Here is a 24,874-nt window from a genome sequence, read left to right as displayed (position 1 = left end):
ATTGTTTCGATACACATTCCCCGCCGAAAAAATCATCATTTCCACCGGACATCTTCTCGCATTGTTATCCCAATTTCGATTCTCACCATACAGTGAGAACGCAAGGAAATGTGCAGTCACTCGATAAAGCACATGATCGGAATGTGGGTCATTGCCAGCACATCACAACTTGGCCGCATAGGCTTGAATTTCCGGTGACCAAAATTCAATGAGTAACGCCTCGTCTAACCACACCTCATATAATGGACCACCAAACCGAGGGCGAAAACGGTGTACCAGACCATGCTGGTCAGCAATGCAGGCCAATGCCTCGATACTTTGGGTAGTTTCCAACATCACATGGGCCGCATTAAACGCAACAGGTGCAGGTTGACGAACATAAGTCGCCGCATGCTCGCCGTAACACAGTGCGTAATCATCAGGAATGAATTCAATCAGCGAGTTCTCCGCTTCGTTCCACACGCATAACCAAGCCCTGTCCATAGTGGGCGAAGGAAAGGGCTTTGCCTCTCCCTCCGTTAAGGCCGCTAACAAGGTCGCACAACGCTCGGGATGCTTTGTACTCAATGATAAATGTTTAATTTTCAACGCTTCTCTCCTGACTTCCTGTGTCGTCGGCTCATCATCAGCCCCATCATAGCGATCAACACCCCGACACTGACACCACCACCGCTGTAACCGGAGCGGGTCTCAATCTTGGCAATTTGCTCCGTGCGTACACGGTCTTTGAACATATCCAGCTCCGTATTCAAGTTGGTGATCATATCGTCGACCGCTAAATCAAACCCTTCCGTGGTATCTTCCTGCAAAGACGCATCAATACCAATGGCGGTGGACAGGCTATCTACCTTACTGATCCCCGGAGCGCGGAACAGCATTTTCCGGCTGTCGATGTCAAACAGTGCCGTGTCCACAAAGGTTTGTGTGGTATTGCTGTTACCCGGGATCAGGTACATCCCCGCAATGGTCCAATACAGTAACGACGCATTGTTTTCATTGCTGCGCGCTACCTGATCGTAAGAGACCAACGCAATCACATCGACATGGTACAGGCGTGACAGTTGCTCAAGGGTATCAAAGCCACCGCCCGCTTTCAGGTAGTTGTCAGAAATGATTTCGATACGGCTAACATAATCCAATGTAATGAACGCCTCTTTCACTTCAGACAAAATTTCATGTTTGCGTTTTTCCGATAAACTGATGCTGCTGTAGTTGTGTTCAGAAGGCGGCACAAAGGCAATCCCCACGCGCACAGGCAAGGTCAGCGTCGGCGTTTCTGGCTTATGCTCTTCATAATCCGATTTATTGGGATAAAGAAAGTCCACCAAACTGCTCGATGCCGTCAGCTTGCCCGGATCACTCACACACCCCGTCAATAGCCCCAGAAACACCATAACGCTCATCCATCTTTTCATTGCCTTACACTCCCTCACTATTCACATGTTGTTAACCCTATTGAAACCGACTTCTCCCTGTAGACGCAAAACAGTGTGGCTATTTTTGGGGTCTCCCTCACAATAAAAAACACCGTTCAAAACAAAGTCCGCATTCATTCAATCGACGTAAATCCACACTGGCAATGAATTGATGAATAAGATCAACATCGAGTTGCTGCTGATCGGTACTGATGGTGTAACCTTCCATGTCACTCCTTGTCTGCCGTTATCCATGCCAACAGGTTGCGCGTTACTTCAACCAAGATGAAACATAAACAGCAGATGCCTGATTGCGCCTAGCACCTGCTATTTTCACGCTGGTTACAGCTTTCTTCCCAGCCGCTTTTCTATTTGTTTCTTTTCCCAATCCGGGCCAAAGAAATTCACCCACTCAAATACACTGCATGCATGGCTAATAATACCGATCCCCCAACCAAAGGCGGGCCATACCACCCAAAGTTCTGAAGGTTCAGTCAGCAAATTCAAAATTAATAGGCCACTCATCACCAATACATAGGTAATTAAATGCGAGTAAAAGCCTTTAATTTCTTTCACCTGTTGAATCACGCTTTCTTCGTCTTTGGTTAATGTCACCGTCGTGGTAGACGGTATTTTCTCATCGTGGTGCATATCCATATCAGACTCCTGCTGAAGTTCAGCGACAGTAGTTTCAAATACCGCAGCCAAAGATTTTAATGATTCCAAACCCGGTTTTTGCCCACGCTCAATGCGCTGCACGGTGCGAATACTGAGGCCGCTCATCTCAGCTAACTGCTCTTGTGACCAACCTTGCTGTAATCGTAACTTCCGAATAATCATCATTGACTCCCTTCTGCGTTTGCTGCATCCACTCTAGCCTTCATTGGAGTTATAGCGTAACGACAGGAACCTGACAAACACACGACAAACATTAATTTTCAAAGACTTATTAATGCGATCAAGCCCACACGCCAGCAAGGTATTTGCACCAACGTGTCACCTGACAGGCTACCTTTCAGCCCTTTAGAGGGCGTTCGTGTACCGTAAAGGCTTACGCAAAAGGCCAGGGGAAAATGCTCCCTTTATTAAAGAAAAGCAATTGAATGAAGAAAGTAGAAAGTAGAAAGTAGAAAGTAGAAAGTAGAAAGTAGAAAGTAGAAAGTAGAAAGTATGAAAAATACATGGCGGCAGCGCACGTTATTTCACTGCCGCCATGTCAAAACGAGGTTCTATATTGTTAGAATAATTCTTTACTGCTCACCCACCTTGAATGCATAGGCATTATATAAACTGATTTGATGACGGCCTTTATATTCCGTGATAGTGCCTTTACCACATACCACGCTGTCCATATGGTGTTTAAAATCACCATGCTTCGCCTTTAATTGCACCAAATCGTTTTCCCATACCACCAAGGTTAATGATTGCTGCGGGTATGGTGCATCTAAATTAAGATAAACACCCCGTTTAAACCGTGAAATCTCTTTTAACACGCCACATGCAACCACTTTTTCTCCTTCATGAAAGGCGGCATCCATCGCTGCAATTTTGGTTGCACTGAATGCCTGCGCTGAAAGAATGAGTGAGAGACAAGCAACACTGACTTTCATGTACTTCATAAAATGCCTTATACCCAAGCTTATCATTATTTTTTGCGCATCATACAGTACAACATGTTTTATAGCAGCATCGTTTTGCCTCTCTCAGCCATGAAAAAGATCAATGCAAATGGCTCATCACTCCGCTGGCCATAAACAACACAATCACCATGATGGTTAATCCATAGCCCATGCCAGCCACTTTACTCAATGTTGAAGTGGGCTTGGCTGCGCTTGCAGGGCGATTTGCTGTGCCTCGACGGTTCGGTTTACTCCTTTCCATTATGCTTTATCTCCATCAAGCTTCCCCTTCGTTTGGATGCTGCTTGTTGACGTGATTTGTGCCGTGCGCTCACGTGCGATCTTCACCTCTGGCACACGCTGTTTTTGCCAGCTGCGCCATGACTTGCGTACGGTCTGACGTTGCTCAACAGCCACATTCAATGCCCGCCCCAACGGACAGAGCAAACGACACCAATAATCTTTAATAAAGAAACTGCCTGTTAACGCCAACGGCAAGATGTACCATTGCACCCCGACCCCATCGAGCGAGAACAACATCGAAAACGGCTCATAAGAAGCAATAGCAGGATTACGGGACAAGAACATCAACATCAATGCCGCCCACAACAACACATTAACAATGTTCACTGCATGGCGATTAAGCCACGGCGGCAACACAATGTTGTTTTTACCCAGTTTATGCAACCAACGCTGAATATGGTGGAACGGACATAACTGGCTGCAATAGATGTTTTTCCCCAACCAAAGCAACCCCACCACAATTGCCAGTAACAAAATATACAATGACGGATTTTGGCGAGGATCCGGCCAGTAGCCCAGCATCAAGCTCGACAGCGATGCCAGCGACAACGCCATATTGGCCCAAAAGCCAATCACCACTACCGACAACACGCCCACCAGCATAATGTGGTATTTACGCACAGCGGCAGGCAATTTGCGTTCAAACAACACCATCAATACCAGTATCGTCAGCAATGCATCCGTTAACTGGAAGCGTATCGGCACCGTCACGGTGTCAGGCGTCAAACCACGGGCTATCGCTTCTTCATGCGCGGCTTTACGTACCGCTTCAGTCATGCCGACCACGGTCAATGTCGCGCCGCTCACCCCATCGATATCTTGTCCGATTTGGAATGGCTCGGTAATCCTCTGTCCATTAAGGCGATCCAACATGCGTTGGTTAAGTACATTGACCACATACCCCGCCGTATCAACGTGTTCAACAAGGGTTGCCTGACGCACACGGTGGCTTGCATCCACCTTAAACGCCATCACTAACGGGCCGCCGTAACCATTGGCACTGGCTGCAAACATAGAGGAAGCCTCCGTCGTTTGCTTGGGTTCCGTTACCTCAAAATGGTAATCGCGCTCGGTCACTTGCGTAATGGCAGCGAATTGATAATGGGCCTGAAGGATATGGCTGAGTCCCACTTGTTGCTGGTAACCCACCCACCAGGCCACTAAAAGAGAACACAACACCAAAGGGGTAATGGCACGCTGCCACGTCACAGTACGGGTTGCGGTTGAAGTACGTTTGTTCATCACCAAGTCACTGAGTGAAAAAGACATTCCTCGATTGTGACATGCTTTGTATCCGCCGCTTACCCCTGAAACTGCATACCCCGTATAGCAATTTTGCTATGCCGATTCAGGCAGCTTGGTATCGCTCAAAAGGATGAATGCGCTCACTTATTGAGCGAAGTGTCAGGGAGAATATTGCGCCACTTCAATATTTCGCCATCACAGCATGGCTTTTACCCATAAGCTGACGATAATCGCCGCCTGCTTATCAAGCTCCCCCATCATAAACAGGCATGCAACAGGGATATTGTATGAAAATTGACGATTTGGCATTGTTTGTCGAAGTGGCCGATCAACTGAGTTTTACCGAAGCCGCGAATAATCTCGACCTGCCTCAATCCACAGTCAGCCGTAAAATCAAACAGCTGGAAGATCAACTGCAAGCGCGTTTGTTTGAACGCACCAGTCGTCAGATTTTTCTCACCGAGCAAGGGCGTCAGTTTTACGCACACTGCCAATCCATTGTCCAAGAATTCCAGTTGGCACAAGATAACCTGAGTGACTTTCAATCCGCCCCCAGCGGCGATATTCACCTGTGTATGCCGACGTTTTTCAGCGAAGTGCTGTCCAAAGAGTTCTTTGGTATTTTCATGCGCACCTTCCCGGATATTCGCATTCACATCAAGACCCTGTCTCCGACCCAAATTGAACAAACCTGCGATGCGGATTTATTCTTTTACGTGGAAATGCCCAAAAACAGCGGGATGGTGGCTCGCCGATTATTTACCTTCAGCCGCCGCTTCTATGCCGCACCGAGTTATCTGGATAAACACGGCACGCCGGCGCACCCGCGAGAGCTCATTCATCACAATTGCTTACGCTTTGATACCCGCTTGGTCGATCCGTCTTGCTGGCTGTATGTGGAAGGCAATGACGTACATTGCGTCGACGTGGATGGCACGTTTATGTCTGAATCTATCCGCTCAACCATGCAACTGGCCGTTCAGGGCCATGGGATCTGCTATACGCCGCAGTTTCTCACCAACGCCATGGTGCGCGAAGGCAAACTGATCTGCCTGTTTGACGGTAAGTATTCGTTCGAACAGCCTTACTATGTGATGTACCACTCACGCCATCACATGCCGAAAAAAATCCGCGTGTTTCTCGACATGCTGACCCAATACGCCGAGCAAAAATATGATCTATTTGAATTTTGAATAGGGCCATAGCAGCCCTGCTCTGCATCCTTGCTTTTCAATTCCTTATGATCGCGCTCAGTGTTAATGACTGGGAACGATCATGGAAAAACAACCGACTCCAACGTCCGATACGGACAACGTAACGTTGGAAAACCCGCAACGCCGTAACCTGTTTAAATGGGGCGCGGCCGCCACTGCATTAGCTGCCACCGGCGGTGCGGGGGCCTTTGTCACTTATCGCGTCAACGGTGTGCCGCACGATGGCTTTCCGGTCGAGATTGACGATAACGTGCTGATCCCGTTTGATCAGCGCAACTCCGTATTCAGTTATGCCATTTCTCAAGCGTTACAGGAACAGTTCCCAGAACGTAATACCGCCTTTGCTGCAGAATTAGGGATCCCAGGGTTCACCTTCTCCAGCATCATGGCGTCACTGAAAAAACATGCCCAACCGAACCCTTCCGCCTGGGATAACGAGACCCTCGGCTATCGCCAAATTGACTGGGCACTGTGTCATGCCGCCGTTGGGCCATTGGATCGCTACTTAGCCCCAACCAGTAAATTCGGCTCACCACGTACCGGTGAACACACGTGGGATCAGTGGAACCTTGCCACAGAGCAATGGCAGTTTGAATCCCCGGAAGATGCCAGCCAGCACATTAAGCGTGCAGCCTGCCTGTTCGGGGCTGATCGAGTCGGTATCACCCATAATGATCCGCGCTGGAACTACTCACCGATTTTCGATCCGGTCACCAGCACCACGTACACGTGGGAAGACGATTTCCCGTTTAAACCCAAAACCGTGATTGTGTTGGCGTTTGAAATGGACTACGAAGCGATTCGTACCGCGCCGTCTGCCGTCTCTGCGGCCTCGGTCAATAACGAATATACCGAGATGTCACTGGTCGCCGGTCAGCTGGCTGATTTCATTCGCCGTCTGGGCTATCAGGCGGTCGCTTCCGGTAACGACTTGGGCAACAACGTCGCCTACAGTATCGCAGCCGGACTGGGCGAAGGCGCACGTAACGGTACCCTGATTGTGCCTAACTTTGGCAGCCGCGTGCGTACTGCCAAGGTGTACACCGATCTGGATTTCGTGGAATACGACAAAGCGCGCTCGTTTGGCATCATGGAGTTCTGTGAAAACTGTAAACGCTGTGCCGAGCAATGCCCGTCAAATGCCATCAGTATGGATGACAAGCCGTCTATGGCCCCGACGTATCCGGGCAGTGAAAGCATCGACATCGCCTGGCACGGTCAGAAAGGCGTGCGCAAGTTCTATAACGATGCCAAGAAGTGTTTTAAATACTGGGGCGATAACGGCATTGGCTGCGTCATTTGTATTAAAGCCTGCCCGTGGAACAAACCGGATTTCTGGCATCACCGTTTGATTGATGCCTCGAACACCGTCACCACTGGCTTTGTCCATAAGATGATGACAGAAGCGGATATTCTGTTCGGTTACGGCAACATGGAAGTCGATAAAGCGGTCGATAAATTCTGGCTGTCAGACAAGGAGAAATAACATGATCGGATTGATGTGGTATTTGATGGGCATGATGACCACCGGCGCCGCTTGGGGGTATGTGCACCTGAGTAAGCGCTACCAGATGAACTGGATCACCCATCTCGCCTTGGCAGCGGCCTTTGGCATTTTGTGGATTTGTATTGGCTGGTCATGGGCCTCTTTTGCCGAAGGTGAACCACAATCAGGCGCCATGGGCTTGGTGTGTTTTGGTCTGCCGGGGATCATTTTGCTGAACCTGACGTGGAAGCGTTTGATCCTGCCAAAGAAAATAACGGGGCAAACCACTGACCGTCGCCAGTCTGCGAAAACGTCATTCTCTGAAAAGCCACAGTCTGAAACACCCGCTTCTGCGGCTTAAATTGCCTCGCTATGGCTAACAGGCGATAGAGAAAGACACCCAAAGTCGATAAAAAGGCACCTTGGAGCGTTCCCCGTTCAAGGTGCCTTTCATCGTTAAGCGGACACCATCAAAGCGTGTTGCCAGTGATAACGGGTTTTCTCCGACACACTGCCGGTTTGATCGGCCGCCGCTAACAAACACGCACTGAGTTGCACGGCGATCGCCGGATTGCCCAATAACGCCAAACTGCGTATCACGCGCGACAGACGCAACTGATTGTGATCATGCGGCTTTAGCCACACATGGGTCGCAGGGGCTAAGGGCAAAATCGGTGTGATCGTTTCACCCTCTCGCGCCAATCCCCAAAATGCGAGCATCTTATCCAACGCTTGCAGGTGTGCAGCCCGTAACGCCGGATCATTGGCAAACGCCGTTCGATCGGCATCCGTCACCAACGGCGCATGGCGATTGAATTTAGTCCCCTCATCAATGGGAAACAAGACCTGTATATATTTATGATCATGCTCTAACCAAAACGCATCAAACGCCAAAATCTCGTGGATGTAACGCCCTAATTGATCCGGCTGCTCACCCAACATAAATGCGGCAATATTACTCATGCTTCCTCCCTGCTCGACTTCAATGATCAACCATGACCGGCTTTAATTTACGACTGAAAATAGAAAAAGGCGACGTTAAGCAGCGCGCAAAATAGCAACCCGGTGGTAACGACTTTCATAACAGGGTGTGCAGGTTGACGGCACCAATGGCCAAAAGCAGACAATAACGTCATAGAAATACTCTCTTTAGATAAAAAGCAAAAATGAACAGGCTTTCGAGTGTACTTCACTTATTGCTTATGAAATTTTTCGTAAGCAACATGCAGCCCCAGCACAGAAAGAATACCCAGGGTGTAAGCCAGCAGATCAAGCGGATCAAACGTCGCGCCAAAGATGATCCGTACCGCGCGAATGTGTTCCATACCCAGCCAGCTCAGTACATTGGCGTACTGTGCAAACTCTACCGCATAAGCGATCAGCAAGACGCCAGCCGCCAAGCGCGTTGCCGAGATATTCAACACACTTTTTAAGGTGTAATACATCCAGACTACGACCAGCACATCCCCCAAAAACGGACGAACAAACTGATCGCGCACATACAACGCGATGTACACCAAAACCAGAAAAAGCACCACACTGGTGATCAGTGATTTTCCACACAACCGAAACATCTTACTCACTTAATTTTTCCATCACTGAATTGTCAAATTTACGTTCGACTATATGCTTTCAAACGACGAAAAATAATATTTAAAACAAATCCCACAACCATGGGTAAAATAAACAAAAATGAAGAACCATACAAAAGCATCATTGATTCAAACTTTTCATTTATAATAAAACCACTGCCTGTCCATATATCAACCAGCACGATGACGGCATAAAAAATAACAGAAAATAATATTATTGACACCCTACGCACACAAAAGAAGGAGAGAGCAATAGCTGAGGTGTATAGAAAATATAGAGCGTTCACATCACTTATCCACTCATTTTCAATCCATTTTGGCAATACCAATAAAACGAAAAAATAGGCAACAACAAATAAATAATTTTTCATATTATTCGATAACCTCAAGATCAATATTTATACTCGATGATAATATTAAACTTGCAAGCCTATCCGTTTGTTTATTCCCCCACTGACCACCACCAACATCTATACACCCAGCAGACCCATCGAAACTACCGCCATGCAAAAAGAATTTATCTCTACCCCATGTCTTCGTTGCTGGCTTTGAATAAATTCTTATTCTCCAATCACCCCAATCACCTGGACTATCAGGACGGTAAGTTCTTAACACATCCCCAACGGCATTTGGATCACTGAGTTCAGAGGGCACGATATAATAGTTTCCTATTGGTATAGCTCCTTTAAAGGGTGTAATTAGGCAAGATTGACTTGCACTGTTCATACACTCATCTTTACCGCTTGTTGCTCTTATTGAAAAAGAATAACAAGGTGTTTTTAAGATTAATCTTTTCTGTGTGATGCTAAATATCAACTTCATCTTTGATCATAATTAATTTAAAAATGCATGATAACAAAGAGTCTGTTTGAAAAAGCTTGATGCTAGCCATTCCTCGACAGAGTTCAAATAATGATTAGCATCGTCGTCAAGTTACCTAAAGTAAGATCGTCAAACCTGCCACCAGCAAGTACCCGTAAAATACACGCTGCATAACGGTATTCCCGACTTTTTTGGCGATTTTTAACCCTAATGGCGGAAATAATCCGATCGTTAACGCGATGGCAAAGAACGCGGGTAAATAGATGTACCCTAGCAGGTAATCAATCTGCCCGACCGCAGGACTGGATGCCGGATTCATTTGTAGCCCCGCCATCACATAGCCCAGCGTCCCGACGATTGAGTACGGTACCGCCAGCAACAAGTTCGTGCCCAGCACCACTTGGTGTTTTGCATATCGCGCCAAAAAAGGGATCATCAATATCCCTAATGCCACGCCCGCTAAGCCGCTCAGAATGGCACAAACGATACTCACTACGAACAACAAGATCGGCTGGACTTCACTGCTCGTTTCCGGCTTATGGCGGGAGCTTTGCACCAATTTATACACGGCAATGGTGACAATTAACGCACCGATATACCAACGCAACCCGTGCGCCGGAATGATGTTGGATAACTGCGGGGCGATCAGTGCCCCCAGTAAGACGCCCGGCAAACACCATTTCACTAATTGTTTATCAAACAGGCCCGATCGGGCATAGCTAATGGCACCGGACAGACTGCCAACGATCAAAGTTGCCATACATGTGGCTACCGCGATTTTCAGCGAGACGGTTTCAGGAAAAACGCTGGCAAAAGTAATGGTTAACAGGGGAAGAATGACAAGGCTGCTACCGCTGCCTAATGCACCAATAATCGTGCCACCTAAAGCACCCGTAAAAAGATAGACGGCATTGATTAACATACGGGACCTTAAAGACCGTAATAAGAGGAGATCGTTATAGTAATAACAATCCCCCTCTTAATCTAATGCTTTAATCGCCGATATAGCGCGATACTGGTGAACAAACCACCAAAACAGGTTTTTTCACCGTTTTATGTCAAAATACAGATGATCACTGAAAGGAAAAAAGCGCATTGCTCGCACCTTTATGCTGGGCTTTTAAATTCAACCTGATTGCCGTCCGGATCGAAGGTGATCACGACGTTTCCCCAGTCATACGCATAATAGTCAGCCCGTACGTCCATGCTTTCCAACTGGGCGATAACTGGTTGGTAATCTGCCACATCCAAGCGCAAAATTTTGCGTTTCAAGATAGGGCCGTCACCCACCGGATCAGCTGTCCCGCCAGTTTCAATCAGCAAGTATGCGCCACCAAACGCAAAGTGTGTCATGTGAAAATCACCGTCGTGTTTTTCTTCAACTATCGGCAATCCCAGCACCCGCTGGTAAAAATCCACACACGCTGAGTAATGTTCGGTTCTGATGATAAAGCCGGTGGTGAGTAACTCCATGTTTGCTCTCCTTTTTTATCTCTATCGTGTTGCCTCTCTATCTGTGTTTTTCTGTCCTTAGCTTCTTCCTTGATTTTTCGTCTTGCTATTGAATATCAAACACATGCAGACAAAACAGGAAAAGCGCCACAACAATGATAGGCACCAACAGATAAAGAGTGAGATACGCTATGATTTTATGCTGATTTTTGAACGCGATTAATCGTTCATAAAGATGCTTGATTAAAGGGAAATCAACAAAAGCAAGCATGACGACATATGCCCAAATCGCGCCTTGCACTTTGATCAAAAACCAAAAACGATCAGGCTCCTGAGCTAACCCAAATTCGTGATAATTGGAACCGTATGCCCCTAACGAAAAAGCCGTACCCGTCAGTAATCCCCACAAGGGCATTAACGCCAACAGCACCGAAACCGAGAGAATGACTTTATCAGGGCGTTTTCGCCATTGTATTAACTTCATCTGCCACCACCGCGTAAGCCTTATTGCCGCAGTATCAATGCCATAGCCATGCCGCACAATACGCGATAGTGGAAAACCCAACCTCTCTCGAAAAGGGAAACGCAGTGTTTCCCTTTTATGCACACAATCTGCATTACATCGCGTTATTCACAAATTCCGGCCACGTGACGGAATGGTTGCCATCTTTTGAAAACATAAAGCTGTATGAATAAGCGTACGAGAAAGTAAAATCAATCTGATCATACAGTCCTCGCTGCGACGAGTAATCTTGCGCTAATTTATACAGTTTTGAAGGCGAAAATGGCCATGCTTGGGTGGGGGTCAGTTCTGGGATCTCCCCGCAACCAATTTCTAGCTGTGCCGATAAATGACGAGTATACGCTCCGTTCAAGCTATAGCGCTTAATATGGCGATCCCCTCTTTTCATTTTCCCGTCATGGGTTTTCATGATCTCCACTAAATACTGCTTATCTTTTTTGATCACTTTACCGTTGATATCAAAAGCAGTTTTCGTCAGTTTTACTCGCTGAATAAAGTAATCACGATCACAGGTTTGTGCTTCCGCCATATTGTAAAACAACATGAAAAATTGCTTTTTTTTCGCATCATAATCGCTGACCGCGAAATCGCCGAAATACTGCGGCAGGTAAACACCCGCTTTTTCCGCCAAGTTACTGTCATGGCTAAAATGCTTGCTGTTATAGATGGCCTTGTTGTTTTCCAGTGGCCATTGCAGCGATATTTGGCTCTCGATGCCCGAACGAATTGTCATCGGGGATAAACGCATATCCCCCGCATAAGACAATGTGGAAAGTGTTAACGCTCCTGCCCATACAGCAGTAATCAGCGACCTTGTTTGCCGCTTTTTTTGTATTGCGCTCTTTGGTATGACTGCATTTGGCATCAATTTCGTTGGCATATTTTGCACCGCTTGCTGTGTGTTCATACAACCCATTATGGCGTGACTGTCCCTATTCACTGATTAATGGCATTGAACAGGCCTGTGATGCAATGGCCGATAAATGAAAATAAACACTCACCCGTGCTTTCCATGTAATTAATGTGACAGGTCAATTATGAGGCTTTGTGCATACTTTTATGGCGTATCAGGGTTTTGTGCGTGTTTCTTGGTTAATTGCTGGATTCATTGCAGCTGGTAATTGCTGGGTTAATTGAATAAACGCTTCAGGATCAATCCACTTGTGATAAATCGGGTGTTTTTCCACATAACCGGCCATCCAACGCGACTCACCCGTGTCGGGATAATCGCCCCATTGCCCCAAACGAAGCGAGAAATGCAGATGCGCGTACAGGCCGATTAAATAGCCCTCTTTCGTGCTGGCGATATAGCCCAGCAACTCCCCTTTTTTCACCGGACCGACCGGTTTCAACCCCAATGGCGCACTCAAGTGACCATACAGTGAGTAAAGGTTATCTTGTGGGTGATCGATAATCATCAGCCCCGCATAGTCCGGTTTTACGTCGGCATAACGAATAATGCCATCTGCAATGGCATACACAGGCGTTCCGTGTGGCACCCGCCAGTCTATCGCGGTATGGAAATGATCCGGAAACCCCACGCTAAATACGGCGTAATCTTGCAGTAATGGCGTTTTATCCATGGGCATGCGGTAAGGAACGGATGTGTTTTTCGCAATGCTCAGCAACTGCTGATCAACCGTTGCCATTTCTTGTTGTAACGCGGTTATCGCTGCTTGTGCCCTGGCATCCTGCTCATACTTCCCATAGAGCACCAGCGCGAGTAAGACACTCACCGCAGCAATGGTATAAGCCGTTTTCATGATCTATCCTCTCTATCACCTTGCTTGTTGCATCCATAAACACAACATGCGCCAGCAAATATTGGAATGCATCCACGGCTAAAAATGTACAAGAGGAGATGACGTTATGCGGAGTTAAATCAAACCCTCACTATCACGCTTCGCCATGCATCACACTTCTGTGTATCTGATAGTTATCACAGTGCCTGCATACCGTTAGGTAAAGAATAAAAGATCACCATACGCCGACGATTCACACATCGGCGTAAATAATAAGACGGGCTTATAACGTGCTGTTGTCTTTGGCCAGTCGCGCGGTGTCGATGTCTATCAATGCGCGGATTTGTGCCGTCAGCGGAGTATTGTCGGTATAGCGTTTGCCGTAATTGAGGTTAAAGCCATAATCAAAATCTGGCGGGTTCATGCCTTGCGTGTGCTGCAACATGGTTTCCAGCTTATCAAAGGCTTTTGCCATCATGGCTTCTGGCGAGGAGGCGTGCTCGTATTCATCCCATAACAGCAGGATCTCATCTTGCAGCTCTTGCGGTAACGGAGTCATCAACTGCAATAAATCAATACGCTCTTGTGCGCCTTTATCGTGCCCTTCGATTTGATCCACCGCCGCAATATCGCCACTGATCGCCTCACCTAAATCATGAATGATGCACATCTTCAGTAACTTAAGCATGTCGATATCGGTGAACTGCTTTTCAAACAGCATCACCATTAAACACAGGCGCCACGTATGCTCGGCGGTACTTTCCTGACGGCCATTCGACGTATGGGCTGAGCGTAAGGTTTGCTTTAACTGCTCGGCACCATTAAGGAATGCCAAGATGCCGACTAATTCTGCTTGTTTCATGACTCACTGAACAAATACATGATTGATAAACACGGATTGTAAACGCGCCGTCGCGAGTATGCCATTGTTGTCGCGCTTGGCTTTCAGCGTCTCTCGTCGCCGCTCAACATAAACATGCTACCCCCTCTTCCAATATCATCATGCTGGCAACGCAATAAACTGGCAAAAATGCACACTGTTTTGTAGACAGACAGAAAAGAATTTGTCCCTTCTCGCAAGGTGATATTTTGACCTTGCCAGACCGCATTGCGCGATGCATGTTGAGCGCCTGACTAAGGAGAACACTATGCAGTGGCTTGCCATCTTCGCCGCCCTCGGCTGGACCGTATTACAGTTTTTCGTTTTTATGCTCTCGCTAAATTGTGGGTTGGGTTTCATTGGGTACGACCCAGTGAAAAAAAGATGGATGTTAGTCTTTTATATTGTCTTTGTTTTAATGTTGGCGAGTTATGTCAGCCTTATTATCCTCCCTTTCGTTTCAACCGGTTTATTCTGGTACTACAGCATCAATATTGCTGCATGGGGAGCTCTCAAACCCGCTCTCTGGTGCTTTGCAATATGGTGGGGGATTTTATTCCTGTTTTGTACCCTATTAGCAGCCAGTGAAAGAATGCGTGAGCAACAAGACTGGTCACGCCATCAGAAAGAGAATGAAGAAAATAAGAAAGATGAAAGAAGTGAGGAAGATAAACAAAACGAAGATGCTGATACTTCCTCTCACTGACTAAGCATTCAGCCATTGTTGTACGTCACGCGTCATATCGAATAACGGACAAGCCGAATGACGCACAACCGACTGGCTCGCGTTACATCTCGTTCAGTTTGGCAAAATCCGCTTGATTGAGGTACTGCTCAAACCCGCCCATGGCTTTGGCAACATCCGGGTTATTGATCAACTCTTGCATGGCGGTACTGCCCACCATCTCAAAGGCGGCTTGTATCGCCAGCGATCCTTCTGAACGAATAGCCACTTTGGTTTCGTTCACACAATCTTTCGTCAATAACCGCGTAATTAACGCCGCCACGTATTTATCGGATTTTTTGATCTCCGCTTTGGCAACGTTGGCATACGGCGACATTTCCGGATGAACCGACATGCCAAAGAACACCCATTTCGCCAATGCCTTGCGCTCTTTGCCCGTCATGTTGTCATTCACGCAATAGCCCAAATTTAATGACGCGGGCCCTGCTGCGACTGCCGGTAAAGCACTCATCATGCCCACGGCAATCATTATTGCCCACAGGTACGTTTTCATTCATTGACTCCTTGTATTTTCTGCCACGCTTGCCGTATGAATGCGGTATGTGGCAGCTGTGATCCATTCACGTGCTTTGTATCCCTCATGACCAGTATCCAGAGTGGGCACCCAAGTCGCAATGTTATCTCCGCCTTTTCTGCGGTCACAGCTGAGATCACACCAATAAATGCGAGGGATGATCGAACAATCCTGCAATACGTCTGACACTACTGATGCGGCGAATACAACTGGCGTACTGAATGCTCTCGCGCTTGGGCGGAATGCATCAGGCAATACCCCTGCTTTCTCTGGGTGGTCTCTTTGCTTATTAGTCACTACACTGTTCAACATCACGACAATAAGGAAAGTAAAGTATGATTCAGAAAGGTCAAACACTGCCAACCGCCACCCTGAGCGAGCTTGGCGAAGGCGGCATGGTCAGCCACAACACTGATGAACTGTTTGCAAACAAACGCGTGGTGCTATTCGCGGTACCCGGCGCCTTTACCCCTACCTGTTCAGAAGCCCACTTGCCTGGCTACGTGGTATTAGCCGATGAAATTAAAGCGGCCGGTATCGATGCTATCGCATGTGTCGCTGTGAATGATGCGTTTGTGATGCATGCATGGGGCGATGCGCAAAACGCCTCTGAAATTATGATGCTGGGCGACGGGGATGCCAGCTTTACCAAAGCCCTCGGCCTTGAAATGGACACCGACAACTTCGGCGGTATCCGTTCACAACGCTATGCCATGGTTGTCGACAACGGCGTGGTCACGCACCTGAACGTGGAAGCCTCAGGGAAATTTGAAGTGAGTAACGCCGAGACGATTTTGGCGGCGTTGAAGGCGTAATCAGCGGGTGATGGTTCAGAATGTGGCTGCAAAAGTCGTGTTCTGAACCGTTGTTTGGTATTTCGCAAAACACCTAACAATCAGATTCTTTGATACTCATGCAACCTCCGAACAATAACGTCGTCTACATAAAGCATATGGTATGTTCAGGTATAGTCGGCACTACACCTGAACGGGTGGGAGCATCTTATGGCACTTCAATCAATGCACAGTAAAACGGATCAAGTCCAGAATCACTCTTAAACAGATTGTTATATCAATTACTTCGATGCGCTTAGGTTTTGATATTCTTCCAAAGCAAAACCATCCGTCATTCCACTAATATAATCAATTACCAACCTCGAACGATGATAGATCTCAGTTAACCTCTGAGCATTTGACGGAGTATCTACGTCATAAAGATCGGACACTACCGAAAAGTAAGTGTTCTTATGCTTACTTGATAGCTTATGAAATAAACGTGTTTCAATCGGATGGCTCTTTAATCTGTTACTTTGTGCTAAAGTCTTAAACTCCGAAAATGATAGTTTGATCAGTGGAGAGTAGATTTCCAGTAAACCAGAGATTACGGCATATCCCTTTAACTCCAAGTTTTCTACTTCAGCGTGATTAAATACATTATCTACAGATAGAAGCCTTAAAGTCTCAGTTGCTAGGTTATACTTGTCGCACCCATCGAGCAGAGACTCATCAAAAGCCCCTGAAAAAACCAAATCATGGTTTTCAACATAGCGACTAGCTGCATAGTGCGCAAGATCATTAACTAAAGTAGTACGAAGAGTCAAAATATAAGCATGGTTGCTATTGAATTTCTGCTCCTTGGCTTTTTCCATAGCTTTTTCAGAAATTGTTAGCAAGTACCCTTCATCAACAACAGTATCATCAACACCCTCTTTACCACGAAAAGATTCCCATATTCTCGCTATTTCAGAATGAAGTTTATCTATTGAAAGAATACCTTTGTCGACTGCATCGTCAACATCTGCGATACAGTAAGATATATCATCCGCAGCTTCCATAATATAAGTTAGAGGGAATCTCGCACCATCTTCAATACCAAGCTTTTCTTGTATAGATTTATACAGAGCTTCTTCCGTTAGGTAAAAGCCTGGCTTTTTTTTCCTGTAGCAGAATCCATCATCAGTAGAAGGCTTATCTTCGTAAGCAGCTCTAGTATATTTTACCAAACAAGCCAATTGCGTATATGTAAGATTCAAAGCTTGGATTTGATGTAGTAGTCTGATTCCCTGCGCGTTACCTTCAAAATTACAAAGGTCCTTAATTAATTTCTGGCATTCTGGCTCCTCACCAAAAGCATCATTTATTAATTTAGCAAGAAAGGTCTTTGTCCATAGATTAATAGCTTCTTCGCCAAAATGCCCAAATGGTGGGTTACCGATATCATGTAGTAAACATGATACCTCGACAGCACTAACAAAGCCCTCCGATTGCTCCGCGAGATCAATCCCGTGCTTGCTCAGCTCTTTGAGAATAATTTTGCTTATGTAACGACCGACCTGCTGAACTTCTAGCGAGTGCGTTAAGCGACTTCGAACTGCTGCATTAGATTCTAAAGGGAAAACTTGTGTCTTCTGTTGTAAGCGTCTTACTGCCGCAGAATTCACTGCTCTACCGCGATCACTTTCCATTTCTTCGTTGAAATCTCGACCTCCAATTGTGGAAGATCGAAATCTATCAGATTTTAGCTTTTCTTTATAATTCATACTATTTCCAACTGATTGATATTATAGAATCCATCTATATTACAACTCTACATATTGTCATGAGTGCATAATAACATCGAAGATAACCCATTGATATTGATAGATATCACTGAAAACAGGAAAACCAGAAGAAGAATCATTCGATATATCACATTCTACAATTTCATCATCATTTCTATATCACGGTTTGATGTAATGGCGTAGAAACCGGCAGTTCAAGTGAAGTACGGGACGCACAGGATCAATAGTTAGATATTACGGCGGGGACGCGTGGTCGGGGCTTTGAATATGGCGGAGTGCTGGGCGTGCATCCACGGAGGGATTTACAAAATCCCGTCATTTAGCGCGTAACAAATGCAAAAAAGCCGCTGATTTCTCAGCGGCTTTTTAATATGTGGCGGAGAGATAGGGATTTGAACCCTAGATACGCTATTAACGTATGCCGGTTTTCAAGACCGGTGCTTTCAACCACTCAGCCATCTCTCCATGCCGCGAATAATACGAGACAACGGCGGGGCTGTAAATGCTTTTTTGTCGTTTCTTGATTGTTTGAACACGATTAAATCAACGCGCACAAAGTAAAGGCAGATTGTTGCATAAGTGGCTGTTTGTAAACTTTTTATCTCGGCATCATTCGTTGGGAACAAAATGGCAGGACAGACAAAAATTCGGGATTTTTATAGTGGATGAAAGTTGAGCAATTTAAGGGGCATTTATCAGGGCGGGGAACCATCAACACTACTCCTGTTTGTAGCCCGTGCAAAGCAACATTTGCGCGAAATTGCACAATTTTGGGACAAGTCACAAAGTGGATTTTAACATCTTAACGGGACCAAATTCGTCTGATACACATAGGTGGAATTCGATACAGGGTTTCTTTAGGAGGTAATTGTGTCTATCAACTCTATCGACCATAACGAGATTGCCGATGTGTCCTCAAAGTGGGACTTCAAAGATGAAACCGCATCCAATATCTCTCAGTACAAACGCCAGCAAGCGGAAGCGCGCCGCCGTATTGAAATGCTTCGTGATATCAGAGCCAGCGGCCTGACCATTGAAGAAGCGAAAGAACTTGGGCTTATCCACTGATTGTGGCTGACTGTTATCACCTCGTAGAGGAGGGATTGAACGATAGATTCTGTCTATCAATACAATCTGAATTTCCGACTGTTTTATTTCCTGGGTAGTCGTTAGAGTAAAGCGTACTTAAACAGATATGGAACGCTTACTATGACCACAATGACTACCCGTTGCCCACACTGCAAGTCGATGAACCGTATTCCGACCGAACGCGTAAACGAAGTTGCGACCTGTGGTGCGTGTAAAGATCGTCTACTCGACGGCATGCCTATTGAAGGCACAACAGACAACTTTCTAACCCTATTGCAGGGCGACAAACCGGTGGTTGTCGACTTTTGGGCCCCATGGTGTAATCCATGCGTCGGTTTTGCCCCTGTGTTTGAGGATGTCGCTAAAGAACGTGACGGTAACGTGCGTTTCGTGAAAATTGACACGGAAGCACAACAAGCGTTGGCTGCGCAGTACCGTATTCGCAGTATTCCTACCATTATGGTCTTTAAGAACGGCCAGCTGGCTGACACCATTAATGGCGCCTTACCAAAAAGCCAGTTTGATCAGTGGCTAAACCAAGCGCTGACCAAATAACGATTCATCCTATAAAGATGATGTTCTCCACACTGCACGTTTTGCAGTGGAATAAAAAGGTGCCTTGTGCACCTTTTTTGTTATGCTGCGTGTCATCACATAATAAGAAAGGAAGAGTCTTGTGAGTCACGCTACATCTCCAGCCCAGCTCAGTCAGATCAATGTGTTTCCCATTAAATCCATCGCGGGTTTAAGCCAGTCTCAGGCATGGGTAGAAAAACAAGGGATCTGCTTTGATCGCCGATTCATGATTGCCTCGCCTGCCGGCAAAATGATCACCGCCCGTAAATACCCACAGCTGGTGAATGTCACTGCCTCGATTGTGCCACACGGCCTGATTGTGACGGCACCTGATTGTGCCCCGCTGTCTCTCTCTTACGCGGAATTCTCGATGACAGCCGCGCCCGCGACGGTCTGGGGCGATTCCTTTTCGGCGCATCACACCACAGACGCGGCCGATGCATGGTTCAGCGCCATCATTGGTGAACCGGTACAGCTGCTGTTTACCGGTGAGCAATCTCAACGTGTTCGCCCGAAAATCCAACAAAATGTGAGCTTTGCTGATGGCTATCCCCTACTGGTGATCAGCGAGGCCTCATTAACAGTGCTTAACGCCCGCAGCCCGATGACCCACACCATGGCGCAGTTTCGAACGAACCTGGTGGTATCAGGCACTACGCCGTTTGCAGAAGACAGCTGGAAACGCATCCGTATTGGTGAGGTGGAGTTTGAGAACATCAAACCTTGCGCCCGCTGTATTCTGACCACGGTGGATCCGAAAACCGGCACCTTTAACCCGCAACAAGAACCCTTGCAGACGTTGCTGACGTTCCGCGCGGATGACAACGGGGATGTGTATTTTGGACAGAATTTGGTGGCGTTAAATGAAGGGATGATCCGTGCCGGTGATACGGTTGAGGTGCTGGAATACCAAACCCCGCCTCACTACCCGGATCGCACGCCGTCACAAGATGCGTCTAGCGACCACGTGAATACAGCCTCTGCGCCTGCTTCCCATAAAACGGTGACCATCACCATTGATGACGATCAGTTCACAGGCGACAACCAGTCTTCATTACTGGAACAAGCAGAAGCGGCAGGATTAGCGCTCGCGCATCGTTGTCGCGCAGGGATCTGTGGCGCATGCAAAATCACCTTAGCCTCTGGCTTGGTTGATCAACCACCAGCACGTGCGCTTCGTGACGAAGAGCGTGAAGCGGGCACGGTACTGGCGTGTTGCTGCGTACCACAAACCGACGTGGTGCTGCATCGTTAGTCGTCAGCGGTCGGTCGTTAACGGCCACTCACCTTCAAGTCATCGCATTTAAGCAATAGCATTTAGGCAATAGCATTCAGGAAATCGCATTCGAGCAATGCCATATTGCCCTCCCCTCAAAAAAGAACAGCGGGGCCGTGATGTAAACGGCCCCGCTGTGCTTTCGTAATACTCTGTTGTCTTTCTGCTTAACGACGTCGTGCGTATTACTGCTTTTTCAGGATGTAGTGCTCCGCCAAGTCGCCAGTTACGCGGTTGCCGTCTTGATCCAAACGGAATAGTTGGTTTTCACCCACGAAGAACTTCGCACCGTTTTCGCCCACACCCGGTAATGCGATGGTATTGCCGGCAGCATTCCAGTTAAATGAACCTTCATATTCATACGCGTCACCGGCTTCACCCAGGTACATTTCCGTTAAGCTGTATGTACCATCTTTGTGCAGTACCACTTCGGTTTTGATCCCTTCGCAACTGGCACACGGCAAAATACCGGTATAAGTGCCGTTCCAATCCAACGCATTTTGGCTGGTGTGGGCAGGATCAACCGCCTCGTTAGCCGCTACGGCATTGGCTTCTGCTTCATCCTTTACAAGATCTTTATCCACCGCCGCATCTGCCGGTTGGTCTAACTGAGATAACATGCCGTTCTTTTCAACATGATCACTAGCAGGTGTAGCCTCTTGAGACGCTACCGCCGCCGGGGCTTTTTCCGCATCGGCAGTCGATGAAGACGCTGGTTGCTGATCACATCCCGCTAATAGCCATACAGCGGTGGCACACATCAGTACGATTTTTTTCATTTTGGTTCCTCATCATTACTTGTCTGAGCGTGATGACGCTTTCAATTCATGCCATCATCTTACGCTGGCAGGTCGGCTTCCTACGTCATGGTTGTGTGAGTAATTAGTCAGGCCTTCATAAATATTGTTTAAAATAGCAGCAATTCATATCGGTATTTTCGCCTTCTTCACGACGAATTACCGTTATATCGTTTTATTTTTAGACTGGAAAAATAAACGCCTGACACTTTTCACTCTGCCTTTGACTCGTCTTAACCGCTTCATTTGCTTGCCTTCCTCGTGGGTGATACCCCTTTTTACGCCGCTATCGACGATAAAAACCCAATCAAATTCACAGATTTTTGTAATTAAGTGTATTTACAAGTCACGCAATTAAGATTACTGTTTAGCGGTCTGTTACTCAGACCTATAATGATTTTCGAGGAAAATACCTCACTTCTCGCCAAAGTAAGTAACCCTCCCCAGAAGATTATCACTATTATTTTTTCCACTGTTTTCACTAAGTTGCAAGTGATCATCAGTGATGAGTCAGCGAGTTAGGTGAGCTCCTGACGCTCAATAGGAAGGTCAATGAGTACCCTCTAGGATCGTCAATGAATGACAGGATTAGCGGGCAAGACAATCGCGCGTTCGACAGAACGGCATCATTGTATTTGTACTCAACTGATAGCCACATACGCTTTTATACCGAATAACACTCAGCCAGGCTGAGCCCTCGGTCGTTGCGTGTGTGCAGAAAGGAAATAAAACATGCATTCAGAAACTGGTATTATCCGTAGCTTCAACCCTGTCAACAACACAGGCCTTATCACATGTGATTTGGGTGGTGACATTAGCTTTACTGCCGCAAACATCATGACCAAAGGTCAACCGGCATCGGGTAGCTTGGTCGAGTTCATCATGGATGACTCAAGCAATAAACTGCAAGCGGTTAAAATTCGCTTTATCTGATGAAAGAGAATGGCAAGGCATGACCTTGCCATTTTTGTTTTAGCGTTCAGCCACACTCCAATACTTCTCTATCTCTTCTCTCCTGTTTCTCGTTATCTCGTTATCTCGTTATCTCGTTACACGAATACGTTATCGACAACGACAAACAACACGGCAAAATACCGCTAAACAAGATGCGTTAAGCAAGCGAGCATAAAAAAGTACTGCTGAAAAAGGAGAAAAGGATAAGCCATTGTCAACAGCGCAATACGCGCATTATTTTTCCGAATGTAACCAAATATTCGTCAAATTTACGTCACTTTTCGCACCCAAAACCCACTCAAACACCTTGTTTTTACACAGTTTTAGTGACAAACATCTCAATATTTCATACCAATTAATTATGTCAGAGGCGTGTAAAGTATGGCTTTATTGTGCTTTTACTGCACTGAACAATAAAAAACCAAGAAAAACGATACCTAAATCACAAATTTAAGAACTTTTCTCTTATAACACTATTTTTTTGCATTTTAAGGAACCTTTCGCCCCCATCCGGTGTCTTCCTATGGCAAACTATTATCACAAAAAAGTGGGATGTTGCTTCACGCACATACCGAAAAGTACCGATACCGGTTTTTTGCCGGTATCGATGACCGCTAAGAATGCACTGAAAATAAAAGCGACGAGTTCTTTTTTATGTTTACTCCAAAATCGGCAGCAGCACGCAAATGGATGTCGCCGAAATATTTCGGGCTCGCAGGCTTGTCGTTACTGACTGTGGCCGCGTTTATCACCCACAATACGCCAACGAATCAGGCTATCCCGCTGAACCTGATCATCAATTCCACGCCATGGACGCCAAAAGCGACCGATGACCTGACGGAAGTAAATCCGCCACGTTACGCCTACACGATTAAGAAAGGCGACTCACTGAGCGAAATTTTTGCCCGTCTGAACTTGCCGTATTCCACCATGCAGCAGCTGATGGAAGCCGACCTGAACCACCTGAAAATCGATACCCTGCAACCAGGCAACCGTCTGCGCTTTTGGGTGGACGATCAAAACAACCAACTCGACCGCTTAGAGCTGGAGTTCAACAGCGCCCAGAAAGTCGCGTACCAACGTACCGATGCCACGGGCTTTGAAGTGCAGGAAATCAGCATTCCGGGCGACTGGAACGATGTGGTCGCGACGGGCGAAATTCATGGCAGCTTCTCGGTTTCGGCACAAAAAGCCGGCCTGAATGCCACTGAAATTTACGAGATCACCAGCCTGCTTAAAGACAAGCTGAACTTTACCCGCGATATTCGTGCCGGTGATGACTTTGAAGTCGTGGTGTCTCGCCAGTCTGTCGATGACAAACTCACGGGTACCCATGAAATCCGCGCGATCCGTATTCATAACCGTGGCACCGTCACAACTGCCTACCTGCACAGTGACGGCAACTTTTATGATGCCAACGGGGACAGTTTACAACGTGCTTTCTTACGCTACCCTTACGCAGCGGGCAAAAAGTACCGTGTAAGCTCACAGTTTAACCCTAAGCGCCGTCACCCGGTCACTGGCCGTATTGCGCCGCATAACGGGGTAGACTTTGCCACCCCGACGGGTACGCCTGTGCTGGCGACCGGTGACGGTGTAGTTATTCAAACCGTCAGCCACCCGTACGCAGGTAAATATGTGGTGATCCAACACGGCACCAACTACCGCACCCGCTACCTGCATAACAGCCGCATTCTGGTGAAGAAAGGCCAGAAGGTCTCTCGTGGTCAACGCATTGCGCTGGCTGGGGCTACCGGCCGTGTAACAGGCCCGCATATTCACTATGAATTCCTGATCCGTAATAAGCCAGTGAACCCGCTGACGGCGAAGATCCCAATGGCCTCTTCGGTACCAAGCAAAGAGAAGAAGCAGTTTGAAGCGTCTGTGGCGCAATACAACGCCATGATGGACAAAGGGGAAAGCAACGAGAAGAGCTTGTTCGCGAAAGCGGATAACGCGACACCGGAGGCTTAATCCACTGTGCGGTTCAAATTAGAGCCGCATAATTCAGAACGGAACATGCAAATAAAAAGGGAAGCGTCATGCGCTTAATGCCGTTCACTTAAGGTG

Annotated in this window: 30 protein-coding genes and 1 tRNA gene; 10 read left to right on the top strand and 21 right to left on the bottom strand. The window is 47.0% G+C overall.

The window, feature by feature from the left end; genetic code table 11:
• Positions 1-162: 162 nt before the first annotated feature.
• From ABT58_RS20595 to ABT58_RS20575, 7 genes are all read right to left on the bottom strand, one after another.
• Complete coding sequence (locus tag ABT58_RS20595; protein WP_047876328.1) at positions 163-588, bottom strand: hypothetical protein; 426 nt, start codon at positions 586-588, stop codon at positions 163-165.
• Positions 585-1,415: a rhombotarget lipoprotein gene (gene rhlP, locus ABT58_RS20590; protein WP_053063154.1), complete on the bottom strand. Its 831-nt coding sequence runs from the start codon at positions 1,413-1,415 to the stop codon at positions 585-587. The genes ABT58_RS20595 and rhlP overlap by 4 nt, the downstream gene beginning before the upstream one ends.
• A gap of 97 nt (positions 1,416-1,512) precedes the next feature.
• Positions 1,513-1,644, bottom strand: coding sequence for a hypothetical protein (locus ABT58_RS24515; protein WP_268248480.1), 132 nt, complete (start codon positions 1,642-1,644; stop codon positions 1,513-1,515).
• 113 nt (positions 1,645-1,757) lie between these two features.
• On the bottom strand, positions 1,758-2,255 hold the full coding sequence (locus tag ABT58_RS20585) for a 2TM domain-containing protein (RefSeq protein ID WP_047876326.1): 498 nt from the start codon (positions 2,253-2,255) through the stop codon (positions 1,758-1,760).
• A 410-nt stretch (positions 2,256-2,665) separates the two neighbouring features.
• On the bottom strand, positions 2,666-3,034 hold the full coding sequence (locus ABT58_RS20580; protein WP_047876325.1) for a hypothetical protein: 369 nt from the start codon (positions 3,032-3,034) through the stop codon (positions 2,666-2,668).
• A gap of 100 nt (positions 3,035-3,134) precedes the next feature.
• Positions 3,135-3,296 (bottom strand): hypothetical protein, encoded by a 162-nt coding sequence (locus tag ABT58_RS24140; RefSeq protein WP_156168834.1) that lies wholly within the window; start codon positions 3,294-3,296, stop codon positions 3,135-3,137.
• Positions 3,296-4,606, bottom strand: coding sequence for an FMN-binding protein (locus ABT58_RS20575; RefSeq protein ID WP_240478051.1), 1,311 nt, complete (start codon positions 4,604-4,606; stop codon positions 3,296-3,298). The genes ABT58_RS24140 and ABT58_RS20575 overlap by 1 nt, the downstream gene beginning before the upstream one ends.
• 263 nt (positions 4,607-4,869) lie before the next feature.
• On the opposite strand from ABT58_RS20575, the gene ABT58_RS20570 reads away from it, so the two are divergent.
• The 3 genes from ABT58_RS20570 (at position 4,870) to ABT58_RS20560 (ending at position 7,643) form a co-directional block, all read left to right on the top strand.
• On the top strand, positions 4,870-5,775 hold the full coding sequence (locus ABT58_RS20570; protein WP_047876324.1) for a LysR family transcriptional regulator: 906 nt from the start codon (positions 4,870-4,872) through the stop codon (positions 5,773-5,775).
• An 82-nt stretch (positions 5,776-5,857) separates the two neighbouring features.
• A complete protein-coding gene (locus ABT58_RS20565) occupies positions 5,858-7,282 on the top strand; it encodes a reductive dehalogenase (RefSeq protein ID WP_047876323.1) in 1,425 nt (474 codons plus the stop codon).
• A 1-nt stretch (position 7,283) separates the two neighbouring features.
• Positions 7,284-7,643 (top strand): tetrachloroethene dehalogenase, encoded by a 360-nt coding sequence (locus ABT58_RS20560; RefSeq protein ID WP_229821797.1) that lies wholly within the window; start codon positions 7,284-7,286, stop codon positions 7,641-7,643.
• Positions 7,644-7,738: 95 nt separating this feature from the next.
• Here the strand turns inward: ABT58_RS20560 and ABT58_RS20555 are convergent, their stop codons facing one another.
• From ABT58_RS20555 to ABT58_RS20510, 10 genes are all read right to left on the bottom strand, one after another.
• On the bottom strand, positions 7,739-8,245 hold the full coding sequence (locus ABT58_RS20555) for an opioid growth factor receptor-related protein (RefSeq protein WP_047876322.1): 507 nt from the start codon (positions 8,243-8,245) through the stop codon (positions 7,739-7,741).
• A gap of 230 nt (positions 8,246-8,475) precedes the next feature.
• Positions 8,476-8,856, bottom strand: coding sequence for a ribosomal maturation YjgA family protein (locus ABT58_RS20550; protein WP_053063153.1), 381 nt, complete (start codon positions 8,854-8,856; stop codon positions 8,476-8,478).
• Between the two features lie 38 nt (positions 8,857-8,894).
• The gene (locus tag ABT58_RS20545; RefSeq protein ID WP_047876320.1) at positions 8,895-9,245 is read right to left on the bottom strand and encodes a hypothetical protein; all 351 of its coding nucleotides are present in this window, start codon (positions 9,243-9,245) and stop codon (positions 8,895-8,897) included.
• A gap of 1 nt (position 9,246) precedes the next feature.
• A complete protein-coding gene (locus ABT58_RS20540) occupies positions 9,247-9,696 on the bottom strand; it encodes a tlde1 domain-containing protein (protein ID WP_082211189.1) in 450 nt (149 codons plus the stop codon).
• Between the two features lie 115 nt (positions 9,697-9,811).
• Positions 9,812-10,618, bottom strand: coding sequence for a sulfite exporter TauE/SafE family protein (locus tag ABT58_RS20535; RefSeq protein ID WP_047876318.1), 807 nt, complete (start codon positions 10,616-10,618; stop codon positions 9,812-9,814).
• A gap of 185 nt (positions 10,619-10,803) precedes the next feature.
• A complete protein-coding gene (locus ABT58_RS20530) occupies positions 10,804-11,169 on the bottom strand; it encodes a VOC family protein (protein WP_047876317.1) in 366 nt (121 codons plus the stop codon).
• 85 nt (positions 11,170-11,254) lie between these two features.
• Entirely contained in the window at positions 11,255-11,632 is a 378-nt protein-coding gene (locus ABT58_RS20525; RefSeq protein WP_047876316.1) for a hypothetical protein, read from the bottom strand.
• A 133-nt stretch (positions 11,633-11,765) separates the two neighbouring features.
• Complete coding sequence (locus tag ABT58_RS20520) at positions 11,766-12,578, bottom strand: hypothetical protein (protein ID WP_146147254.1); 813 nt, start codon at positions 12,576-12,578, stop codon at positions 11,766-11,768.
• A 160-nt stretch (positions 12,579-12,738) separates the two neighbouring features.
• A complete protein-coding gene (locus ABT58_RS20515; RefSeq protein WP_047876314.1) occupies positions 12,739-13,434 on the bottom strand; it encodes a M23 family metallopeptidase in 696 nt (231 codons plus the stop codon).
• A gap of 262 nt (positions 13,435-13,696) precedes the next feature.
• Positions 13,697-14,275 (bottom strand): HD domain-containing protein, encoded by a 579-nt coding sequence (locus ABT58_RS20510; RefSeq protein WP_047876313.1) that lies wholly within the window; start codon positions 14,273-14,275, stop codon positions 13,697-13,699.
• A 286-nt stretch (positions 14,276-14,561) separates the two neighbouring features.
• Here ABT58_RS20510 and ABT58_RS20505 point away from each other — a divergent pair, with 286 nt between their 5' ends.
• A complete protein-coding gene (locus tag ABT58_RS20505) occupies positions 14,562-14,999 on the top strand; it encodes a hypothetical protein (RefSeq protein WP_047876312.1) in 438 nt (145 codons plus the stop codon).
• A gap of 82 nt (positions 15,000-15,081) precedes the next feature.
• Here the strand turns inward: ABT58_RS20505 and ABT58_RS20500 are convergent, their stop codons facing one another.
• Positions 15,082-15,531, bottom strand: a complete 450-nt coding sequence (locus tag ABT58_RS20500) for a hypothetical protein (RefSeq protein ID WP_047876311.1) — start codon at positions 15,529-15,531, stop codon at positions 15,082-15,084.
• A 356-nt stretch (positions 15,532-15,887) separates the two neighbouring features.
• Between ABT58_RS20500 and ABT58_RS20495 the strand changes: the two genes are divergently transcribed.
• The gene (locus tag ABT58_RS20495) at positions 15,888-16,367 is read left to right on the top strand and encodes a peroxiredoxin (protein ID WP_047876310.1); all 480 of its coding nucleotides are present in this window, start codon (positions 15,888-15,890) and stop codon (positions 16,365-16,367) included.
• 260 nt (positions 16,368-16,627) lie between these two features.
• Here the strand turns inward: ABT58_RS20495 and dgt are convergent, their stop codons facing one another.
• Together dgt and ABT58_RS20485 are read right to left on the bottom strand one after the other, a co-directional pair.
• Positions 16,628-18,091: a dGTPase gene (gene dgt / locus ABT58_RS23845; RefSeq protein ID WP_047876309.1), complete on the bottom strand. Its 1,464-nt coding sequence runs from the start codon at positions 18,089-18,091 to the stop codon at positions 16,628-16,630.
• Between the two features lie 395 nt (positions 18,092-18,486).
• Positions 18,487-18,577 (bottom strand) — tRNA-Ser (locus tag ABT58_RS20485).
• Positions 18,578-18,982: 405 nt separating this feature from the next.
• Between ABT58_RS20485 and ABT58_RS20480 the strand changes: the two genes are divergently transcribed.
• From ABT58_RS20480 to ABT58_RS20470, 3 genes are all read left to right on the top strand, one after another.
• On the top strand, positions 18,983-19,180 hold the full coding sequence (locus ABT58_RS20480; RefSeq protein WP_047876308.1) for a hypothetical protein: 198 nt from the start codon (positions 18,983-18,985) through the stop codon (positions 19,178-19,180).
• Positions 19,181-19,321: 141 nt separating this feature from the next.
• On the top strand, positions 19,322-19,756 hold the full coding sequence (trxC, locus tag ABT58_RS20475) for a thioredoxin TrxC (protein ID WP_047876307.1): 435 nt from the start codon (positions 19,322-19,324) through the stop codon (positions 19,754-19,756).
• Positions 19,757-19,877: 121 nt separating this feature from the next.
• The gene (locus ABT58_RS20470; RefSeq protein ID WP_047876306.1) at positions 19,878-21,032 is read left to right on the top strand and encodes a YcbX family protein; all 1,155 of its coding nucleotides are present in this window, start codon (positions 19,878-19,880) and stop codon (positions 21,030-21,032) included.
• A 206-nt stretch (positions 21,033-21,238) separates the two neighbouring features.
• On the opposite strand, the gene ABT58_RS20465 is transcribed toward ABT58_RS20470, so the two are convergent.
• A complete protein-coding gene (locus ABT58_RS20465) occupies positions 21,239-21,832 on the bottom strand; it encodes a copper resistance protein NlpE (protein WP_047876305.1) in 594 nt (197 codons plus the stop codon).
• Between the two features lie 750 nt (positions 21,833-22,582).
• Here ABT58_RS20465 and ABT58_RS20460 point away from each other — a divergent pair.
• Entirely contained in the window at positions 22,583-22,783 is a 201-nt protein-coding gene (locus tag ABT58_RS20460; protein WP_047876304.1) for a hypothetical protein, read from the top strand.
• Positions 22,784-23,458: 675 nt separating this feature from the next.
• Positions 23,459-24,778, top strand: coding sequence for a peptidoglycan DD-metalloendopeptidase family protein (locus tag ABT58_RS20455; protein WP_047876303.1), 1,320 nt, complete (start codon positions 23,459-23,461; stop codon positions 24,776-24,778).
• Positions 24,779-24,874 lie beyond the last annotated feature (96 nt).

This window comes from Photobacterium aphoticum (assembly GCF_001029435.1).
Lineage (GTDB): Bacteria > Pseudomonadota > Gammaproteobacteria > Enterobacterales > Vibrionaceae > Photobacterium > Photobacterium aphoticum.
This window is presented reverse-complemented; position numbering and strand designations above follow the sequence as displayed.

Coding starts and splice junctions, on each gene's coding strand:
- ABT58_RS20525 (WP_047876316.1), bottom strand. CDS start 11,632: ATGAAGTTAATACAATGGCGAAAACGCCCTGATAAAGTCATTCTCTCG.
- ABT58_RS20505 (WP_047876312.1), top strand. CDS start 14,562: ATGCAGTGGCTTGCCATCTTCGCCGCCCTCGGCTGGACCGTATTACAG.
- ABT58_RS20495 (WP_047876310.1), top strand. CDS start 15,888: ATGATTCAGAAAGGTCAAACACTGCCAACCGCCACCCTGAGCGAGCTT.
- ABT58_RS24140 (WP_156168834.1), bottom strand. CDS start 3,296: ATGGAAAGGAGTAAACCGAACCGTCGAGGCACAGCAAATCGCCCTGCA.
- ABT58_RS20545 (WP_047876320.1), bottom strand. CDS start 9,245: ATGAAAAATTATTTATTTGTTGTTGCCTATTTTTTCGTTTTATTGGTA.
- ABT58_RS20510 (WP_047876313.1), bottom strand. CDS start 14,275: ATGAAACAAGCAGAATTAGTCGGCATCTTGGCATTCCTTAATGGTGCC.
- ABT58_RS20565 (WP_047876323.1), top strand. CDS start 5,858: ATGGAAAAACAACCGACTCCAACGTCCGATACGGACAACGTAACGTTG.
- ABT58_RS20455 (WP_047876303.1), top strand. CDS start 23,459: ATGTTTACTCCAAAATCGGCAGCAGCACGCAAATGGATGTCGCCGAAA.
- ABT58_RS20540 (WP_082211189.1), bottom strand. CDS start 9,696: ATGAAGTTGATATTTAGCATCACACAGAAAAGATTAATCTTAAAAACA.
- ABT58_RS20460 (WP_047876304.1), top strand. CDS start 22,583: ATGCATTCAGAAACTGGTATTATCCGTAGCTTCAACCCTGTCAACAAC.
- ABT58_RS20520 (WP_146147254.1), bottom strand. CDS start 12,578: ATGAACACACAGCAAGCGGTGCAAAATATGCCAACGAAATTGATGCCA.
- ABT58_RS20500 (WP_047876311.1), bottom strand. CDS start 15,531: ATGAAAACGTACCTGTGGGCAATAATGATTGCCGTGGGCATGATGAGT.
- ABT58_RS20550 (WP_053063153.1), bottom strand. CDS start 8,856: ATGTTTCGGTTGTGTGGAAAATCACTGATCACCAGTGTGGTGCTTTTT.
- ABT58_RS20535 (WP_047876318.1), bottom strand. CDS start 10,618: ATGTTAATCAATGCCGTCTATCTTTTTACGGGTGCTTTAGGTGGCACG.
- rhlP (WP_053063154.1), bottom strand. CDS start 1,415: ATGAAAAGATGGATGAGCGTTATGGTGTTTCTGGGGCTATTGACGGGG.
- ABT58_RS20555 (WP_047876322.1), bottom strand. CDS start 8,245: ATGAGTAATATTGCCGCATTTATGTTGGGTGAGCAGCCGGATCAATTA.
- ABT58_RS20580 (WP_047876325.1), bottom strand. CDS start 3,034: ATGAAGTACATGAAAGTCAGTGTTGCTTGTCTCTCACTCATTCTTTCA.
- ABT58_RS20575 (WP_240478051.1), bottom strand. CDS start 4,606: ATGTCTTTTTCACTCAGTGACTTGGTGATGAACAAACGTACTTCAACC.
- ABT58_RS20515 (WP_047876314.1), bottom strand. CDS start 13,434: ATGAAAACGGCTTATACCATTGCTGCGGTGAGTGTCTTACTCGCGCTG.
- ABT58_RS20585 (WP_047876326.1), bottom strand. CDS start 2,255: ATGATTATTCGGAAGTTACGATTACAGCAAGGTTGGTCACAAGAGCAG.
- trxC (WP_047876307.1), top strand. CDS start 19,322: ATGACCACAATGACTACCCGTTGCCCACACTGCAAGTCGATGAACCGT.
- dgt (WP_047876309.1), bottom strand. CDS start 18,091: ATGAATTATAAAGAAAAGCTAAAATCTGATAGATTTCGATCTTCCACA.
- ABT58_RS20560 (WP_229821797.1), top strand. CDS start 7,284: ATGATCGGATTGATGTGGTATTTGATGGGCATGATGACCACCGGCGCC.
- ABT58_RS20570 (WP_047876324.1), top strand. CDS start 4,870: ATGAAAATTGACGATTTGGCATTGTTTGTCGAAGTGGCCGATCAACTG.
- ABT58_RS24515 (WP_268248480.1), bottom strand. CDS start 1,644: ATGGAAGGTTACACCATCAGTACCGATCAGCAGCAACTCGATGTTGAT.
- ABT58_RS20530 (WP_047876317.1), bottom strand. CDS start 11,169: ATGGAGTTACTCACCACCGGCTTTATCATCAGAACCGAACATTACTCA.
- ABT58_RS20465 (WP_047876305.1), bottom strand. CDS start 21,832: ATGAAAAAAATCGTACTGATGTGTGCCACCGCTGTATGGCTATTAGCG.